The organism is Aminobacterium sp. UBA4834 (assembly GCF_002400205.1).
GTDB lineage: Bacteria > Synergistota > Synergistia > Synergistales > Aminobacteriaceae > Aminobacterium > Aminobacterium mobile.
Map to the genome: position 1 here is coordinate 421,646 of NZ_DHFC01000018.1, position 18,304 is coordinate 439,949.

Below are 18,304 nucleotides of genomic sequence, written 5' to 3' on the forward strand. Positions count from 1 at the left end.
GGAAGCCGTATGGATGATGTTATTGATGAAGTTCCATGTTTTCAGTTCCTTTAAACTCTTCATAAATAACATCATCCATACGGCTTCCTGTATCTATCAGTGCCGTTCCCACTATGGTAAGACTTCCTCCTTCCTCTATATTCCGAGCCGCACCAAAAAATCGCTTCGGGAAATAGAGAGCTGCTGGATCCATACCACCAGAAAGCGTCCTCCCAGATGGGGGAACAACAAGGTTTGAAGCTCGTGCCAAACGTGTAATAGAATCAAGGAGTAACACTACATCTTTTCCAGTCTCTACCAAACGTTTTGCTTTTTCTAAGGTCAAATTGGCCACTCGCAAATGTTCTTCTGCCGGTCTGTCAAATGTAGAGGCAATAATTTCTCCGTCTACAGACCGAGCCATATCTGTTACCTCTTCAGGACGTTCGTCTATAAGAAGAACCATGAGGATAATATCAGGATGATTGACAGTAACTGCATTCGCTATTTTTTTGAGTACTGTAGTTTTTCCTGCTTTAGGTGGAGAAACCAAGAGAGCCCGCTGACCTTTGCCAATAGGGGCAAAAAGATCAATAAGCCGTGTGGATATTTCATTTTGATCTGTTTCCAGCGTTAATTTGGAGTTCGGGAAGATAGGCGTTAAAGCGCCAAAATGTGGTCTTTTTCTTGCAGCTTCCGGATCGGCAAAATTCACCATTTCCACTCGTAACAACGCTTCATAATGCTCCTGATCTTTAGGGGGACGAACCATTCCCCAGATTACATCGCCATTTCTCAAGCCAAAGCGACGGATCTGCGAAGCCGAAACATAGATATCATGATCGCTTGGCAGCAGCCCTTTCGGACGAAGAAACCCGTACCCCTCATTCAGAGTCTCAAGGGTCCCACCACCGAACCGATAGTTAAGCTGTTGAGCCTGAGTGCTTAAAATAGCGATGATGAGGTCGTCTTTACGGAGAGCGGAAAAACCTGTAACACCCATGTCTTTAGCAATTCGACGAAGCTCCGTAATTACTTGAGAAGCCAGTTTAGCGTAGGTGTAGCGAGGTTTAGGAACACTTCTTACCTCCACTTCTGTCTCGTTCATCTCGGCCTCTTCCTCTGGTTCATTTTCTGGCTCCTGGGCGCTATTTCCCGACACTGCGTCCACAACCCCATTATCTATAAACTGATTATCTGTCATGGCTTTTGCGATACCCCTCCCAATCAGAAATAAATTGCCGCAACCCCTTCTCTGTCAATGGATGCAGGAAGAGTTGCGTCAAAACTTTAAATGGTACTGTCGCTATATGGGCTCCAGCCAAAGCAACTGCCGTCACATGGGCTGGATGGCGAATACTCGCCGCAATAATTTGTGTATTGATACCCTGCACCTGGAAAATATCCGCTATATCTTGAACAAGGCCAGCCCCATCTTCACCTATATCATCAAGGCGTCCTACAAATGGGCTGACATATGAAGCCCCGGCATTTGCAGCCAAAAGAGCTTGCTGTGGAGAAAACACAAGAGTTACATTCGTAGGAATCTTTTCTTGTGAAAGGACCTTCACCGCACCCATACCTTCTGGCGTCATAGGGATCTTCACCACTATGTTGGGGGAGAGAGAGGCAAGAGACCGACCTTCTGAAATCATGCCTTCCGTATCAAGAGCTATAACCTCTGCACTAACAGGACCATCAACTATACCAGTAATAAGCTGAATAAGATGGTGGAAGTCTGAAGCCCCTTCCTTTGCCACTAGAGATGGGTTTGTTGTCACACCGGAAATCACACCCCAAGAAGCAGCCTGTTTCAGCTCATCAAGATTGGCTGTATCCAAAAAAAACCGCAAGTATATCCCCTCTTTACATTATTATTCATTATTTATAGTTTTGACTCAGTATCGGAAATTTCAAAAGCAAGGCTGGAATAGACGGTTCCATCATAACAAACTTGCACATTATACATTCCCATAGGCAAAGGGGACCCATCTTCCCGAAGAAGGCAAAAGACCTTCACTCCCCTCCCTGGAGAAAGCAAGAGAACCTCGGAGTATATAAGATGGTCACCATAATACCACTTAATGCGTATATTGCTTCTTTTGCTATCCAAAGAGTAGTCAAAAGACAGGCACAGCTGGCGAACTCCAAAAACAAACTGGGAACCAGTATGGAGAGGTCGCATTTTCTCGTCCACTTCATCGCATAAAACTACGTTTTCAAGCTGGAAGGAAGAGTCTGCCGTTCGTCGATTATGTTTTACGGCCCAAAAAGATAAGCCGAGAAGAAGTACTATACAAGAAGCAACCAATAGGAGGAATAATCTCCCATTCCTAGACATTATAACCATCGCCCCTCAATTATGACAAGCTCAGAACGGAAAAAACCTTTTCAGGTCCAGAAAAGCCAAATAGATTATACAACTGGTTCTACAACCAGCAACATGCCTCATATAAAATATAATCAAAGATTCCAGATGGGACGGAGTTGATTTCGTTATGAAAAAAAGCTCTCTGGCTTTCAGTATCTCTTTCGGAGCCATTATGGCTGCGTGTGTCACTATTGCAACGTTACTAAGTATTCCAATGCCTGGATTTCGGATCTATTTTAACATGGGAGAAGGAGCTATTTATACCATTGCGCTCCTGTTTGGCCCACGATATGGAGCTCTTTGCGGGGGGATAGGGGCTTCTCTAGCTGATCTTATTTTAGGCTACCCCCTCTGGGCTCCATTTACTCTTATCATCAAAGGATTAGAAGGATATGCAACCGGTAAGCTCCGAAAGAAAAATCGTCTCCTTGCTGTTATAGGAGGAGCCATTATTATGGTTATTGGATACACAAGCATGGCTACCATACTCTATGGCATCCAAGCCGCTCCTATAGAATTTGGGACAGACCTGGCACAAACCGGAATAGGTGCTGCCGCAGCTTCCATATTGACTCCTATTATAGAAAAACGCCTGAAGCCTTTTTTTCTGTCGAATTAAAAGCCTTTTTCCATAAAAGGAATAAGTCTTGAACCACATGTTGATGCATGGAAAGAGGGAACCCGTCCACAGAAAGTCCTCTTTTCTTCGTCACGCCATCTACAGCTCCTGCTTTGAAAAGAGCGTGTGCGATACACTCTTCCTCTTCAGGCGAGTGCCCAAGCCATCGCCCCTCCATAAAAGAAAGCAACGTTGCTAATCCGTATCCTCCCCAATTCGATACATCTACAGGGAGAGCCATATCCGCTTCTGTTATAGAAAGAGCATTTTTAAAATCTGGAAGTATATGACATAAAGAAGGGAAGAAATATCCCATACCTGCTTCGTTCCCACCATCGCCTACTGCCAAAACCGGAATTGATTTCTTATGGGCAAGGGCAATAGCATCATCAAGGGGGGCCGTCCATGGCGAAACATCTTCCATGCGCATATTACAATAACCGCCACTAGAATTCTTTCCCAATCGCTCTATATAAATGAGAAGATCAAAAGGAGCGAGAGATAGAAGCTCTTCTCCAGTGGACGCCCCTTTGACAGGCGCCCCTTGCAGACGTGCAGAGGCTTCACAAAGCACTGGCATACATAAAGGATCAGTAACCAAGGAAACACGCCGCCCTGCACGGGACAGAGCGCGCCCCAACACAACAGCCCCTCCTGGCCCATCCGTTTCAGGGGCTCCAGCCTCCGGCACATAAAAACCGGTTATAACAGCAACAGAAGAAGTTCGTTCCAGCATCTTCATAGCATGCTGCCACAAAGAAGGGGTACAAAGCAAAGAGGCTCCGCGTCCCCCTCTATTCGTGCTCACTAAAGCACAAATATCCTGAAAAAAAGTCATCATATGCTCAACTTCTCTACAAGTTCCAGTTTTTCTGGACTGAGTCTTTTCTTTGTCTGCCATGACTCTACCAAAGGAGTGAGGGCCATTTGATGTGCTATGGTCCCTACCATAACACCATGTTTCCCTTCTATAAGAGATTCTACAGCGAACGCTCCCATCCGAGATGCTAAAACAGCATCGAAAGAAGTGGGGCTGCCGCCTCTCTGGATATATCCCAAAACCGTTACACGAGCATCATACCCCGCCGTATCCTGTAGTTGAGCCCGAAGGGCCGATGCAGACATGGCACCTTCAGCTACAATAATGAGTGAGTGGGTTTTGCCCCTCGCTCTTGTATCGTGAAGCTTATCACATAATTTACCTAAACTAAAGGGAAGTTCTGGAACCACTAGATATTCAGCCCCGCTAGCCACTGCCACTTCGAGGGCGATAAAACCTGCTTCTCTTCCCATGACTTCCACTATAAAAAGCCGATCGTGGCTACTCGCCGTATCACGAAGTTTCTTTACCGCTTCAAGAGCAGTGTTAACTGCTGTATCAAAGCCGATAGTTTCATCTGTACCAGCTACATCATTATCAATAGTTCCTGGAATGCCAATCACAGGGAATCCCTTCTCGTACAACTTTTGAGCTCCACGAAAAGAACCATCCCCTCCAATGATGGCAAGCCCATCAATTCCAGCATTTTTAAGTTGAAAAAAAGCGCGATTGACGCCTTCCTCTGTTTTAAAACGCTCGCTTCGGGCTGTTTTCAAAATAGTTCCGCCTCTATGGATAATACCACCTACCGATGACCGGGTTAGTGGCACAAATTCTCCATCAATAAGCCCTTCAAAGCCTTTCATCACACCTACAGCCTCAAGACGACGATAGATGGAGGTACGCACAACAGCTCGAATAGCGGCATTCATACCAGGGGCATCTCCTCCGCTCGTTAAAACAGCAACCCGTTTCACGTAGTACCGCCCTCCTTTAACAAAAGAGGACGGCACAAAACATGCCGTCCTCTTATCTTCTTCATCATTATTGACGCTGCAACTCGTCTACACGTTTCTGAATCTCTTGCAGTTCTGCATTAACCTTATCAAGTTCGCCCTCAAGATTCTTCTTCTCCTCGTTGAGTTTATCAAGGCGTTTGATCAAACGATCTAGTTCAAGACGGGCGGCAGCTTTACCTGCGTAGAGCTTCTCTGGGTGGTCATCGGCTACATCCCAGATATATTCAATAGACTTACCCATAGTTACCGGACTAATGCCTCCATTTATCGTAAAGCGTACAGACTTTACTCCCTCAAGAATAGGCTTCCCTTTTTCATCATACCGAGGGAAGTACACAAACCCTTCACGCTTACCCTGCAACTTAAAGTTAAAACGCTTGTCGTAATCAACAGGCTGTAGTTTTTTCTTTCCTACCCACAAAGTAAGTTGATCATTAAAAGGCGCCATGTGCAAAGATGGGCCACGATTATCGAAAGCGATAAAAATAGGAATGTACTCGCTCAAATTCAGTGTCTTCAAAAGTTCATACTTATACTGCTCAGACTCGTCAGCTGTCCACAAATTCTTTTGCGCCTCGCTCTGCACTAAGGCCTCTACATATTCAGAGGCATAATAAGACGCCGTCACCCACAGTTCACTGCCTATGTCGTTTTCGTAATGATTGGTCTTCGACCAACGACTCAATATTTTCTCGTCTGCCAAGCCGGGGAAAGCAGATCCCAGCAGGAATAACACGGTACAAGCTCCTATAAGGAATCGTCTCAGCTTCACGCACTGTCCCTCCTCAAGTTCAACACAAACTGGGAGTATTATACACTGCAATAGCCTATGAAAAAAGGGGAACCCAATTTGGGTTCCCCTTTTAGCTACTTAATTAACAACTCAACCAGCTTAGAATACCACGTGGGTACGGAAGCGAACTACGTTATCGTCAACGCCTTTTACAGCCTGGCTGTTCTCGATCTTATCATAGAGCAACTCGAAAGAAAGAGCTGGGGTGTAATAGTACTTCACACCAACAGTCCAGTTAGTGGTGTCGTCAATAAGGGCACCTGTTCCACGAGCGCTTCCACTCAAATAGCGCTGGAAAGTGCTCCACTTGTCGCTCCACTTCTGGTTCAACTTCACGAACAGAACGTTATCATACTGATTTCCAAGATCCGTTCCGGTTACTGTACCATAGAGATCCCAAGGACCATCGGTAAGAGCTGTGAAGTTCTCGTCGAAGTCTAAGTACTCAACCCAAACAGAGGTAAAGCCAAGAGCTTCCTGCTTGACATCAAGGATAGCCTGCCATGCTGCCGGCTTATCTTCACCAGTTGTTACATTCAAACCAAGATCCTCTTTGTAGTAAGCACCTCTGACTGCCCAATTATCGCTAAAGTTCACGCCAAGAGCCGCCCACCATACGTTAGCATCATCTTCCAGATCGCCACCAGCAACATCAAGATCTCTCTGGATATAGTTTCCAGACACCCAGAACTTCTCGTTGAAGTTAAACTTTACACGAGCACCATACTCAAAAACTTCATCGACATCAGCGTCTTCTCTTGAAGCGTAAGCTGCAAACTCACCCATGCTGAAGGGTCTTGCAAAGTAGAAACCTTTATGAGCTCTATCGGTGAAAAGAGCATCATTATCAGTATAGAGACCGTCTTCATCCTGCCAGTCCATGGTCCAAAGTCCAGCCTTCATGGCAAAGTCCCAAGGAAGGGCAACATCGATCCAGTAGTAATCCCAACGAACATCGTTACGAAGAGTCCCATTGCCGTTACCCTGTCCCAGACGAGCCGTGAAGGTTACTTTGTCGTCAACCTTCTTGCGCATCCAAATACGGTAACGATTCAGGTTAAAATCGGTATCTCCATTATTCGTGTAAAGCCCGTTCTCTTCATCGGCGAACTTAGCATCGAAACGGAACTCGCCCCAGAATTTCCAGCCGCCAAGGTTCTCTTCAAGAACGGCTACTCTGCTGTCAAGTTTGTCAACCTTCACGCCAAGAGCGTCAAGCTCGTCTTTGAACTCAACAACGAGTTTCTTCAGCATCTCAACATCCTGCTTGCTGGCTTTATTCATGTCAACAACAGCCAGTGCGCGGGCAACGAGAGAAGCCATTTCATAACGGGTCATGGGCTGGTTCCCTTTGTAGGAGCCATCAGGATAGCCGGAAACTACACCACGAGAAGCAAGCTGGCCTACTGCATCATAGGCCCAATGGTTCATAGGTACATCCATAAACGGATTGGCAGCAAATGCTGGTGCGGCAAACGCAACCAGAACTGCTACTGCAACAAGTGCAAGAATCTTTTTCATATTTGTGCAACCCCCTTGGTTGTCTTTTTTGTATTTGCGGGATCACACATTCTTTTTGAAGACCTTAGAGAAGTATCCTCGTTTCCTTCTTTTGTCTTCGCAACAGAACTGTGTTTTCTCCGCCCTCAACATCCGCTCCCTCTTTATGGCCGGGGGTTGTCGGCACCTCCTTTCCTGCCTTCAGAGATACTTACGGATGAATGAAGCAATATAATGAACCAAGTTAAATTATCAAAGAACTCAGTAATTTCGCTGGTTATACTACCGTGAAAGTTACTTTATGAAAATAGGACTTCTGTATCATTTCACATAATCCTTCATGCTAACTATGCCTATTAAAGTCCAATATAGTATAGCACCTTTAAAACGGAATGAAAACATGTCGCCAGCCAAACTGTAAATAAGTTGACTTGTTATAGAGGCAAAAATAGCATAATAAATGTATTTACCTTTCTCGTTGCAATTCCCTTTCTGAAAAGCAAGCCAGGCTCCCCGGAGGTGTATGGCAATAACGAGAAGCAATGTAGGAATACCTCCAAAAATAGCAATGTTAAGATACATGCTATGTGCGTCATCCCGATATACGCTCAGTTTTGTTATTTCAGGATTCCACCAGGAAGCATTTACCTGAGCAAAGGCCTGAGAGAAATCACCCCATCCCCACCCTATAAGAGGTTTTTCTTTTATTAGATTCCATGCACCTTTCCAAATATAAATTCGATGAGTAGAAAAGTTATCTATGTCATTTATAGAAAGGATTTGTTGTACTTCTCGCTGAAAATAGGAAGCAAAGGCCACTCCTTTTTCTGGAAGCCATATTGTTAAGACTAAAAACGTTACGACACTACAGGCAAGAAAGGATAAAACAAGAATTTTGATCTCTTTCGAAGATATTCGACTTACCCAAAGTTGCAGAAGAAGGGCAATGCCCCCCGCTATCCATGCTGCTGAGCTAAAACTGACAATAAGAGCAAGAATACTCCCCCAAAAGAGCAGGGCATACCCCCAAGCGAGAAGTCTATTCTCGCTCTCGAAGAAAAGAGCTAAAACAAAGGGTACAATAATACATGCATAAATACCAATCGTATTGATATTAGAAAAAAGCTCTCGCGTGAGAAGAAGCAACTCTCCCCCAATGAGGTGGACAAGAGATAAGGCTATACCTAACGTCCATACATGTTTCCATCGCCTCAAAGCACCTTGCTCTTGAAAAACATAAGCGGCAAGCCATATGGCAAAAGAAAACTCTAATGCTAAAGAGATCCCTTTCCCCCATGAATAAAGATCATGTTTGAATAACGAAGTGGAAACCACAGCCCAAGAAAGGAAAAGCAAGAGAGCCCTCGATATAAAAGGGTCAAGAACGCCTCTGAAAGATTTACCCTTTCGTAAATCCATCCCCAATCCTACGAAAGCAAAAAGCCAACCTAAATAACGTAAAACAGGCCCCCAAGGAGCCATGAAAATAGCAAACAAAAAACCAAATTCAGCCCAAAATATTTGACGCTTCATCTTTATATAAAGCCCCTTTATTCGTGATATGAGAGCACCTGAATGGCAGCGTTAAAGACTATCTCTTGTCTTGTGACCATCACGCCAGCAAAGAAAGCGTTGCATTCAATACTTTTTGTGGAGTAATGGTCTCCATACATGGGAATGAGCATCTCCAGTTTTGACACCCCACATGCGTACATTCAGCTAATAAAGCTACTATATTTTTATAGCCAGCCTCATGAGGCTCAGTGGGGCCAAATAAACCAATAAGGGGAACCCCCAGCTCCTCAGCAAAATGAGAAGGCCCCGTATCACCACCGATTACAAGAGACGCTCGCGCTATCATAGCACCCATTTCCAAGAAAGATAACTGGCCTGTTGCATTGCAGACTTTGTTGTTTCGGGTTTCATGACATAACTGTTCAGATAATCTTTCTTCTGTTGTGCCATGCCCTATAATGCAGATATTCGCGTCGTACCCAGCAAGCATATCCAAGAAACGCACCCAATGGCCGATCGGCCAGCACTTTTCAGGTTTGCTCGCTCCAACAACACAAACGATAAGGGGAGCTTTATCAAATTTGAATTGCTTTCTTATGGTTTCTTTCAATTCATCGGGAATAAAGATATGCGGGCCCTTTTCTCTATGAACATCTATGTTCAGGAAACTCCATGGATCATAGGTAAAATAATTATGAAAAAAAGGGATTCGAGCGTGCCAGCCAATGCACACAGGAGCGCGAGAAAACAGTGTCATGAGTAACGAACGGTCTGTTCCCTTTAAGTCAAGAACTACATCGAAATGCCTCTTCCTTATGTTATTGAGAAGTTTTAAAAAACCTCGGTTCCCTAAAGAACGATCCCAGGAGAGAACATCGTTTACAAAAGGTTGAACTTCCACAAGTTGTTTATAAGGAGAACATGATAACCATGTAACAGAGAGGTCCGGATAACATTTTTTAAGCGCTTTAACACCGGCCATTTTTTGCACAATATCGCCAAAAGCACTATAAGCTATTACAAGGACACGTCCACGAAGAGGTGGTAACTCTTTAATAGCCATGGAATTCCTCCAGTACTCCTCTGCAGGCCTCAAAAACTTTATCTACACTAAGAGCCGCGAGACAACTTCCCACTCCCCGGGTACAATTTTTTCCTTGTAGACACGGTGCGCATGGTACCGGAGGGATGACTGCGCGGTGTACTGTTCCCCACGGCCCATTGATTTGTGGCAGGGACGGGCCATAGATACCGACAACTGGAGTAGAGAGAGCAGCAGCCATGTGTAGAGGGCCAGTATCATTCGACACAACCAAATCTGCTGCTGCAAGCCACGCAGCCAGAGTAGGAAGGGAAAGACGTCCTGAAAGATCAAGCCCTGCGTCTTTTAGTTTTGAAAGAACTCTAGCAGCAAGTTCTTGTTCATAATCGCTATATCCAATGACACCGATCAGCGCACCATATTTTTTCGCCAAGAGACATGCAAGTTCGCCATAAGATTCTACAGGCCAACGTTTGCTAGAATCTGCTCCAGGGTTCAATATAAAAAAAGGTCTCCCTTTTCGAAGAGGGCTCAACTTTTTTTCTACTTCATACTTATTCTGAGGGGATATATAAAGCCTCATATTACGATTCCATATTGGTACTCCCATGGACGATAAAAAATAAAGCCATTTTTCTACTTCATGAATCCTCTTGGGGAAGAAAATTTCTTTCACCGCTAGCAAAGGAGCGTAGAGAGCCCCGCTAACTATGGGCATTAAGGTTTCTCGTAAATCCAGTACGAGATCAAATTGACCTTCTCTCATTTTCTTTATAGCCTTTAAACGCCCAGATATCCCGGAAAAGACTTTCTTACGGTCGTAAAGATCAACATTATCCCACATAGGATCATCCACGAACATGTCGATAACACGTGGAGGAGCCCAAAGCGTGAAATGAGCATCAGGCAATAAACAGCGCAAATTTCTAAGAGCCGCCGTTGCAAAGAGCATATCTCCAATACAAGAAAGGCCTATAACAAGCACTCGAGAAACACGAGATTTTTCTATATTCATATTATTCCTCTGATGATGTTGAAAATAAAAACTTCTATATTCCATTATGTATTTGGATTTAAGCGTTGAGATTCGTCTTTAAGTAACATCTCAAACATTGAGCAACCACAACACATTAGGTAGGCATATGATACGAAGTGGGGGAAACAAGAATTTCCCAATATTTCTCTATTTCCCTAGCTCCGTTTTGTTCTGTACTAAAAATCTATATAAATCCTCGTGCTGACACGCTATGGGTTCCACCCGAAAACGGGCTGCACTTTGAGAGGCACGAAGACCAACCTCGGTGAGATCAGCTTGATCTAAAGCAAAAGAAAGGGCACGACACAAACCATCAACATCACCTGGCTTTACGAGCCAGCCATTTGAACCTTCTTCTAAAATATCAAGGGTTCCACCAATATTTGTAGCAATAGCAGGGAGTCCAGACGCCATGGCTTCCAACAACATGAGACTAAAACCTTCTGGACCACCTGAAGGCTGGACAAAAATATCCGATGCCCAAAGATGCGGGCGAATATCTGAGGCGAATCCCCAAAACGTGGTTCGGTCTTGAAGACAATATTCTTCCACAAGCCTTTCAAGATGTTTTCTTTCTGATCCGTCTCCTACAAGCCAAAGAACCCAATTTTTACTAGATTCAATTTTTGCTGCCGCTTTTATAAGAACGTCAAAAGCTTTCCACTTTACAAAACGCCCCGCACCTAGAACTACTATCTGGCCTTCTTCAATCCCTGCTTTTTCGCGAAGCTCTAACCTCTTCTCTTCATTTCTTATGTAACGCTCAAAGAGTACAGGGTTATGAATAGTAGAGACTTTTTTCTCAGGAATTCCCTGGTCTATCATGTGCTTTGAAACCGCCCGTGAACACCCAACGAGGTGCGTAACATGGGTATAATATTTTGTTTTAGGGTACTTATCGAGAGTCGCCACTACAGGAATACCCAATTTATATCCCCAATAACCGCCAAGAGCCGCTGCCGAGGAAAGGCGGGTATGAATCAGATCAGGTTTTACGCTCTTTACAGTCTTCCCCACTTCCAAGCAAAGAGCCGGAGCCCACGGGAAGGGGGCTTTACAGGTTCGTACCTCAAAATTATGCTCCCGAGCTATAGAGGCTAATGTTCCATACTCCGGACACATAACTACATTACATATTCCCTTTGTTCGCAGAGCATCAAGGAGTTGCATCCAGGGCTGGACCCATGCTAAATTTCCCTCATTTACGTAGTGAAGAACTTTCAATAAATGTCTCCCCCTCACACTGTATATGTCATCAATGCCTTCCTATAAATAGTCTCAACTGTATCAGTCATTTGGTCGAGAGTTGGAATGATGTCAGGGTCAAATTTACAAATTGTTTTTTTTGTATTGATGAAAAACTGCAAAGCATTACTCCAAGCATGAAGATTGCCTGGCGGTAACAACCCTTCATCAGATTTTGCAAGCTCCCGAACCGGCAATATATTTGATGCTATAACTGGAACTTTCATCTGGATAGCCCTGGCCAGAGTAAGGGGCATCCCCTCCCCATACGATGGGAAAAGGAGGCATGAGCAACGCTGCATCCAATAATCGGGATCGTCACGGAAACCATAAAAAGTCACGCGATCTTCCAGATCAAGATCTTTTACACGGTTTTTAAGCTCTTCCATAATAGGTCCGTCACCTAATACATCTAAAGACCAGGAACCTTGCAAACGAGGCAGTACTTCAATTATATCTTGAATTCCTTTTACCTTGGAAAGACGTCCCACGAAAAGGAAACGTGTTGTAACATCTTCGGAGTCCGGCCCCTTCCAATAAAAAGGAGGTTCGGTTAATCCATTGTGTATAACTTGAGTATTTCCAGAAAAACAAGATACCATGCCATCTTCTACAGCATGACTAACGCATATGACTTTAAACGCTTTGCGATAGGGGTAATAGATCCACGGAGATTTATTCCCGAAGAGAACATGGCCTGTCACTATGTACGGTATATTGGCTTTTTTTGAAGCCCACATGGCTATCCACGCAGGGACTCTGGAATGTGCATGGAGAATATTCCATCCCTCTAGTTTCGCTCGATCGGCTATTTTTTGAGCACAAGACCATGCGGTTAAGGGGTTCTTTTTATGGACAGGGAGAATCCATTGCTTCACTTGAGAGTGAAATAGGGAGGTCATTTTCCCTCCTGCCGAAATAATTAACACTTCGTGGCCACGCTCTACTAGCTTTTCAGTCATCCAGAGTAGATGGCGTTCCACGCCCCCTTCCTGAAGTTCTGGGACTAGTTCAATGATTTTCATTCTTTCCACCTCTCTATAATCCACAAAGCGGCACGTCGAGCTTCGTTAAAATCAGTAACAGAGCTCTGATAATCACCATCAAGCTCATCAAGACAATGTGCGGAATACTCTACTAAACACCTTTTTTCTTTCAATGCATCAAAGAGGGTATTGAAACGTGAAATACCCCACGAATAAAAAGGTTTCATACATGTTTGAAGCACCTTTTTTATTCCCTGTCGATGCTCCACTCGCATTAATATAACACGATGCCCTGCCGTTACAGCCTCTGAAACCATGGAGACAGAATCTTCCGTACAAAATACCCTATTGCAGAGCCCCATCATGCCAGGAACAGGATTCATAGGATCTTGGGACGCAAGAAGAAGCATTTTTACCTGAGGGCTTTCTCCCGCCACTTCAATAAGAGCCTGCTCCGCTTCTGCTGATGTTCGTCGTGACGTAGTAATGTAAAGATCTATATTTTTTTCTTGAGCTGCCCTGATAATAGGTGAAATATTTTTGTGCATCCATATGGAGCTTATACAATAATTAGCATCATCGCCACCAATAAGAAGAGCCCAACGACGATGAGATTCTGGAGGATATATGGAAGACAGTTCTTTCGACGCTTCACATAATTTTTCCGGAAAGATCGAGTTAGGGGCACCAAGAGTCGACAAAACGTTTGCTTCTCCTTTCGGCTTATCATGAAGAGGCACTACTGCAAAATCAAAAGGATCCGTACCTATGAAGGACGGAGTCATAAGGGCACAGCTTTTTGACCCCAAATATTTAGAAAGAGCTACGTTAAAAGCCGCTGCACCGCTTCCTGCCGAAATAAAAAGAACGCGTCTCGAATCAACTTTATTTTTTTGAAGATGGAGCTGACATTCTCCCACGAGGGAATGCCCCCCCGATTTTGCAAACCAACAATGCAGCTCTTCTTTGTTCATAGAAGGAAGGCGTCGTCCTTGCAATTTCAAAAGGTAAAATTTCATAAATCCTGAGATTTTAGGGACTTGAAATTCAACAATCTCCGCACCTGTATATTTGGCAAGCCACCCGGCAATCCCTCGGCTTTGAAAAAGATGGCCGCGAATTCCGTCACTGAGGATAATGACCATCTCAGGGGATTGAGACATATACGTTCCTCCTTACAGAGTTATTTTACCCATAATGCGACGAACAGCCTCTAGATCCTCTGGTGTGTCCACGCTCGGACCGCGATGCGTTACTTTCGTCTCTAGTACCTTCATACTGTAGCCATTCTCCAGAATTTTAAGCTGTTCAAGAGACTCTACAGTAGAGAGGGGGGTATTCTCAAGCTCTACATATTTCATGAGAAAATCTTTTCTGTAGCCATATATTCCAATATGCTCATACACAGGAAGAGATGCTTGAACTCTGAAATAAGGAATAGGTGACCGGCTAAAATACAAGGCAAAACCCCTTCTATCCCGTACAACCTTCACCACATTCGGATCAGAGAGAGCCTGCTCGTCTGTAATAGGTGCACACAGGGTGGCAGATACTACCGTTTCATCTTCCATAAGAGCTCCGGCCACCTCATCAATCATCTGAGGGTCAAGCAAGGGCTCATCTCCCTGAATGTTGATCACGAGATCTACATTCATATTTCTAGCCACTTCCGCCACTCGGCTTGTCCCGTTAGGGTGATCCGCTCCAGTAAGTACTGCATTGCCGTTAAAGGCCTGTACAGCCTCCACAATTCTCTCATCATCAGTAGCCACAATAAGAGCACCTATAAGCGATGCGCGGGAAGCCTGCTCATAAACATGCTGAATCAAAGGTTTTCCACAAATATCAGCGAGAGGTTTCCCTGGCAAACGGGTTGAACCGTAACGTGCTGGAATCACTCCAAGAATATTCATGGTTATAGTCGATACTCCTTTGCTTTCTGGAGAAGCTTTCCCCTATTGAGGAACTTCACTTCATTCACAATCCACTCGCGCATGGCTTTCCCTTCCTCTGTCTCCTGAGAATAGCTCATGAAATCGAGGGATATATTGAGAGCCTCGGCAACTCGCCACGCCATAAGAGGCCATACTTGCCCTATATCACCGATAATGGGAATGCTCCCTTCATGTCGGGCAAAAGCAGACATTTCCATACGGAAAGGAATTCTTGATATTTTAGTTTTAGGAAGCCCCTTATTGATGGCCTCCTGAATCATGGCACTTTGTTTCTGCAGATCCTGAGCTTTTCTCAAGTTTTCGTCGAGGTCAATCCGGATCAATGTCTTATCTCGAAGGCTATAGGTTTGAAGGCCTTTCCACCACGACCAAATGCCGTGACCTGTATAACATTCAAAGGGGCCGTCATGAATTTCCTGGGTCAGGGCTACTGCCGACTCTATAATGATATCGGCATCTCCCAACATATGAGCGATACGCATGGAACGCTCGCAGATAGAAATGCTGTCTCCAATAGCCATCCCGACATGGCCACTTCCAATCATCTGAGGGATACTTACAAGTACTGGAAGTCCTTTTTCCGCTCCAATACCGATCATGGTGTGATGATCGGCCCCCCACCCAGCTACAACTTCAAAGGGGAGACCGTACGCTCGGCATATGGTTAAAATTTCTCCCGCTATCGTTTCATTTCGAAGCCCCATCGGATATGCCATATTACCAGCAGCTTTAAGAACTATATGGCCGTCAACTTTATTCCCCTGTTCAAGGAGCTGTTCATCAAGCACCATTTCTTGACGAATTTGTTGTAGCGCATCGGCCGTAAGCTGCGTGAATTCAAAAACATTGCCACGCGGCATAAAACGTTCTTCGAAGCCGAGGTCTGCTGCATTGCACATTTTGACTTTATCGAGGGCCCCTGCCATTTCATGTCCTACCACAGCAGAACTGGTAGTCACTCCATCGATAATGCCTTTATCCATAAGTTCAGCGATAAGAGTAGTTACCCCCTCGTGGATATTAGGGCCACTACCAGTAGCAACAACAATTTTGCCATTTTGCTTCTTGACCGCAATCATCTTCTCTACCGCTTCATCTAAACTCTCTTGAGAGCGCGAATCAAGATTATTGTAGAATTTTTTTAACAGATCCTTGTTCAGATTCATATACTCATCTCCTCTCGGATCTCTTTCCACGACGCTCGGGCGGCGCCTCCCACCTGTTCAAAATAAAGGCGCGAGCCTTTTTGAACAGTTTCTCTAAGAGATGGCGAGAGGCTTCCCATCCATCGCTTCGCCATTTCATCTGCACTCCTGACAACTACAGATACATTAAGATCACCCAGCGCTTCTGCCGCTTCAGGGAAATCTTCCATATGAGGGCCATGACACACCGGCACTCGAAAGGCAGCAGCCTCCATAAGGTTCTGTCCACCTTTAGGGACGAGGCTTCCTCCTATAAATGCACTATCAACAACACCATATAATTCAAAAAGAACTCCTATTTTATCTACTATTAAGATAGACCAGCCTTCGGACAAAGAAGAAAGCCGGCAGGTACGAGCAACATTCCCAGCTAATCGCTCTACATCAGCAGCTCTTTCGGGATGACGGGGGACAATAATAAGCCGAGCCTTTGGGAAACGTTCGCGAACAATGCGAAACGCCTTGAGCACTATTTCATCCTCACCAGTGTGGGTACTCCCTGCCAAAAAAAGCGGACGTTCTGTGCCAAGAGTGCTCTGCCAAAAAGAAAGATCTACATCTTTATGGCGCAAACGAAGAGCATCTACTTTGCAATCTCCCGTTACAACTATCTTATGGGCAGATACTCCTAGAGAGAGAAGGTGGTCAGCATCTTTATCAGAACGAACCATAAGGCGGGTAAAACAAGAATAAATATCTCTCCAAAAATGAGCGCTTTTTTTAGCTCTCGCAGAGGTAGACACAGAGAATCTTCCATTAACGAGAAAAGCCGGAATACGCCTCTTCTCAAGTTCCTTCAATAGATTAGGCCATATTTCGGTTTCTATTACCGCATAGGCGCGAGGGTTCATATTATCAAGAGCCCTTTTAATAATCCAAGGGATGTCCCAAGGATAGTATATATGGGTGTTAAAGAGATGGGGAGTCAGTTGATACGCCATAGCACGACCGGTAGGCGTCGTTGTCGAAAGCACTACCGGAATGGAAACCGGATCGGTATGAACCTCTTCTAAAAGAGGCCACGCCGATTGGACCTCTCCCACTGAAACAGCATGAACCCATAAAGGTCTTTCCGAAAACACCCTTTGTTTTTCTGGAGCGTACAGAGCTTTTCTTTCAGACAGCCCTATCTGGTATCTCTTCGCCAACCAAGGGTACACTGCGAGGTAGGCAGCAGACACTAGGGCTCGGTACATACTATAGTTCAGCTTATGCCACCCCCGCCTTTAAAATTTCATGAAGGTGAACTATCCCTATAGGCTTATCATCCTTAACCACAACTATTACAGAAATTTCTTTTTCCTCCATAATACGAACAGCTTCGGCAGCTAGCCGATCAGGCCCTATAGTAATAGGATTTCGCGTCATAGCCCCAGCTACAACATCTGTAAGGCACTCTACCCCTCGCCGAGCTATGAGACGTCTGAGGTCTCCATCCGTAAATATCCCCTCTAATTTTCCATTCTCATTCACAATAATAGTGGCACCATACCCCTTGCTCGTCATTTCGAAAAGGGCGTCACTTACTTTTACGTGGTTTCTGACGACAGGTAATTTTTCTCCCGCTCCCATAACGTCCTCTATTTTTGTAAGAAGCCGGCGCCCCAAGGCTCCGCCAGGATGGAAGAGGGCGAAATCGTCTTCGCCGAGACCGCGAAGCTCCGTAACCATACCAGCCAATGCATCTCCAATGGCTAGCTGTAACGTGGTGCTGCTCGTTGGAGCCAAGTTCAAAGGGTCTGCCTCCCTCTCCACGCTTGAATCAAGAACTATATCCGAGTTTTTCGCTAAAGGAGAAGAGAGCCCTCCTGTGATGGAAACCACTGGAGCGCCAAGACGACGGAAAAAAGGAAGTAACGCCACAACTTCATGGGTACAGCCACTATTGCTGATGAAGAGCCCCACATCTTCTCTGCAAACCATGCCCAGATCGCCATGTGATCCCTCTGCTGCGTGGAGAAAGAAGGAAGGGGTTCCAAGAGAAGCAAGAGTTGCAGCTATTTTCCGCCCAATGAGACCTGACTTACCCATCCCTATAACAACGAGACGTCCTTTACAATCATGTATCAGCCTTGCTGCTTTTACGAGCTCGCTTCCCAGACGCCCAGCTGCCTTGTTTAATTCCTGGGCTTCTTGTTGCAGTACCTTACGCCCGATTTGCAAGAGACATGCATCGTCAAGATCTATACCGGCTCGCTCACGAGGAAGACACACCATGG

The 18,304-nt window shown here is 45.0% G+C and carries 18 protein-coding genes; 1 reads left to right on the forward strand and 17 read right to left on the reverse strand.

The window, feature by feature from the left end; all coding sequences use genetic code 11:
• Positions 1-19: 19 nt before the first annotated feature.
• The 3 genes from rho to B3L97_RS08595 all read right to left on the reverse strand — a co-directional run bounded on the left by rho (position 20) and on the right by B3L97_RS08595 (position 2,320).
• Positions 20-1,087, reverse strand: coding sequence for a transcription termination factor Rho (rho, locus tag B3L97_RS08585; protein WP_286934930.1), 1,068 nt, complete (start codon positions 1,085-1,087; stop codon positions 20-22).
• Positions 1,088-1,172: 85 nt separating this feature from the next.
• Positions 1,173-1,832: a fructose-6-phosphate aldolase gene (fsa, locus tag B3L97_RS08590; protein WP_024821782.1), complete on the reverse strand. Its 660-nt coding sequence runs from the start codon at positions 1,830-1,832 to the stop codon at positions 1,173-1,175.
• A 32-nt stretch (positions 1,833-1,864) separates the two neighbouring features.
• Entirely contained in the window at positions 1,865-2,320 is a 456-nt protein-coding gene (locus tag B3L97_RS08595; protein WP_024821781.1) for a hypothetical protein, read from the reverse strand.
• A 157-nt stretch (positions 2,321-2,477) separates the two neighbouring features.
• Here B3L97_RS08595 and B3L97_RS08600 point away from each other — a divergent pair, with 157 nt between their 5' ends.
• Positions 2,478-2,969 (forward strand): ECF transporter S component, encoded by a 492-nt coding sequence (locus tag B3L97_RS08600; RefSeq protein ID WP_286934833.1) that lies wholly within the window; start codon positions 2,478-2,480, stop codon positions 2,967-2,969.
• Here B3L97_RS08600 and B3L97_RS08605 read toward each other — a convergent pair.
• The 14 genes from B3L97_RS08605 to B3L97_RS08670 all read right to left on the reverse strand — a co-directional run bounded on the left by B3L97_RS08605 (position 2,929) and on the right by B3L97_RS08670 (position 18,302).
• On the reverse strand, positions 2,929-3,810 hold the full coding sequence (locus B3L97_RS08605) for a DUF4392 domain-containing protein (RefSeq protein WP_024821779.1): 882 nt from the start codon (positions 3,808-3,810) through the stop codon (positions 2,929-2,931). The genes B3L97_RS08600 and B3L97_RS08605 overlap by 41 nt on opposite strands.
• Positions 3,807-4,766, reverse strand: a complete 960-nt coding sequence (gene pfkA / locus B3L97_RS08610) for a 6-phosphofructokinase (RefSeq protein WP_286934834.1) — start codon at positions 4,764-4,766, stop codon at positions 3,807-3,809. The genes B3L97_RS08605 and pfkA overlap by 4 nt, the downstream gene beginning before the upstream one ends.
• A 67-nt stretch (positions 4,767-4,833) precedes the next feature.
• On the reverse strand, positions 4,834-5,580 hold the full coding sequence (locus tag B3L97_RS08615; RefSeq protein ID WP_286934835.1) for a coiled-coil domain-containing protein: 747 nt from the start codon (positions 5,578-5,580) through the stop codon (positions 4,834-4,836).
• 120 nt (positions 5,581-5,700) lie between these two features.
• On the reverse strand, positions 5,701-7,122 hold the full coding sequence (locus tag B3L97_RS08620; RefSeq protein WP_286934836.1) for an S-layer homology domain-containing protein: 1,422 nt from the start codon (positions 7,120-7,122) through the stop codon (positions 5,701-5,703).
• Between the two features lie 300 nt (positions 7,123-7,422).
• Positions 7,423-8,634, reverse strand: coding sequence for an O-antigen ligase family protein (locus B3L97_RS08625; RefSeq protein WP_024821775.1), 1,212 nt, complete (start codon positions 8,632-8,634; stop codon positions 7,423-7,425).
• A 79-nt stretch (positions 8,635-8,713) separates the two neighbouring features.
• Positions 8,714-9,679, reverse strand: a complete 966-nt coding sequence (locus B3L97_RS08630) for a glycosyltransferase family 9 protein (RefSeq protein WP_024821774.1) — start codon at positions 9,677-9,679, stop codon at positions 8,714-8,716.
• On the reverse strand, positions 9,669-10,673 hold the full coding sequence (locus tag B3L97_RS08635; protein WP_024821773.1) for a glycosyltransferase family 9 protein: 1,005 nt from the start codon (positions 10,671-10,673) through the stop codon (positions 9,669-9,671). Before B3L97_RS08635 ends, B3L97_RS08630 begins: the two co-directional genes overlap by 11 nt.
• A gap of 168 nt (positions 10,674-10,841) precedes the next feature.
• Positions 10,842-11,918: a glycosyltransferase gene (locus B3L97_RS08640; protein ID WP_024821772.1), complete on the reverse strand. Its 1,077-nt coding sequence runs from the start codon at positions 11,916-11,918 to the stop codon at positions 10,842-10,844.
• A gap of 14 nt (positions 11,919-11,932) precedes the next feature.
• Entirely contained in the window at positions 11,933-12,964 is a 1,032-nt protein-coding gene (locus B3L97_RS08645; protein ID WP_024821771.1) for a glycosyltransferase, read from the reverse strand.
• Positions 12,961-14,088, reverse strand: coding sequence for a mitochondrial fission ELM1 family protein (locus B3L97_RS08650; protein WP_024821770.1), 1,128 nt, complete (start codon positions 14,086-14,088; stop codon positions 12,961-12,963). Before B3L97_RS08650 ends, B3L97_RS08645 begins: the two co-directional genes overlap by 4 nt.
• 12 nt (positions 14,089-14,100) lie before the next feature.
• A complete protein-coding gene (gene kdsB, locus B3L97_RS08655) occupies positions 14,101-14,838 on the reverse strand; it encodes a 3-deoxy-manno-octulosonate cytidylyltransferase (protein WP_024821769.1) in 738 nt (245 codons plus the stop codon).
• Positions 14,839-14,840: 2 nt separating this feature from the next.
• A complete protein-coding gene (locus B3L97_RS08660) occupies positions 14,841-16,046 on the reverse strand; it encodes a hypothetical protein (RefSeq protein ID WP_024821768.1) in 1,206 nt (401 codons plus the stop codon).
• On the reverse strand, positions 16,043-17,281 hold the full coding sequence (locus B3L97_RS08665; protein ID WP_024821767.1) for a 3-deoxy-D-manno-octulosonic acid transferase: 1,239 nt from the start codon (positions 17,279-17,281) through the stop codon (positions 16,043-16,045). The genes B3L97_RS08660 and B3L97_RS08665 overlap by 4 nt, the downstream gene beginning before the upstream one ends.
• A 13-nt stretch (positions 17,282-17,294) precedes the next feature.
• Positions 17,295-18,302, reverse strand: a complete 1,008-nt coding sequence (locus tag B3L97_RS08670) for a KpsF/GutQ family sugar-phosphate isomerase (protein ID WP_024821766.1) — start codon at positions 18,300-18,302, stop codon at positions 17,295-17,297.
• Between the last annotated feature and the right edge of the window lie 2 nt (positions 18,303-18,304).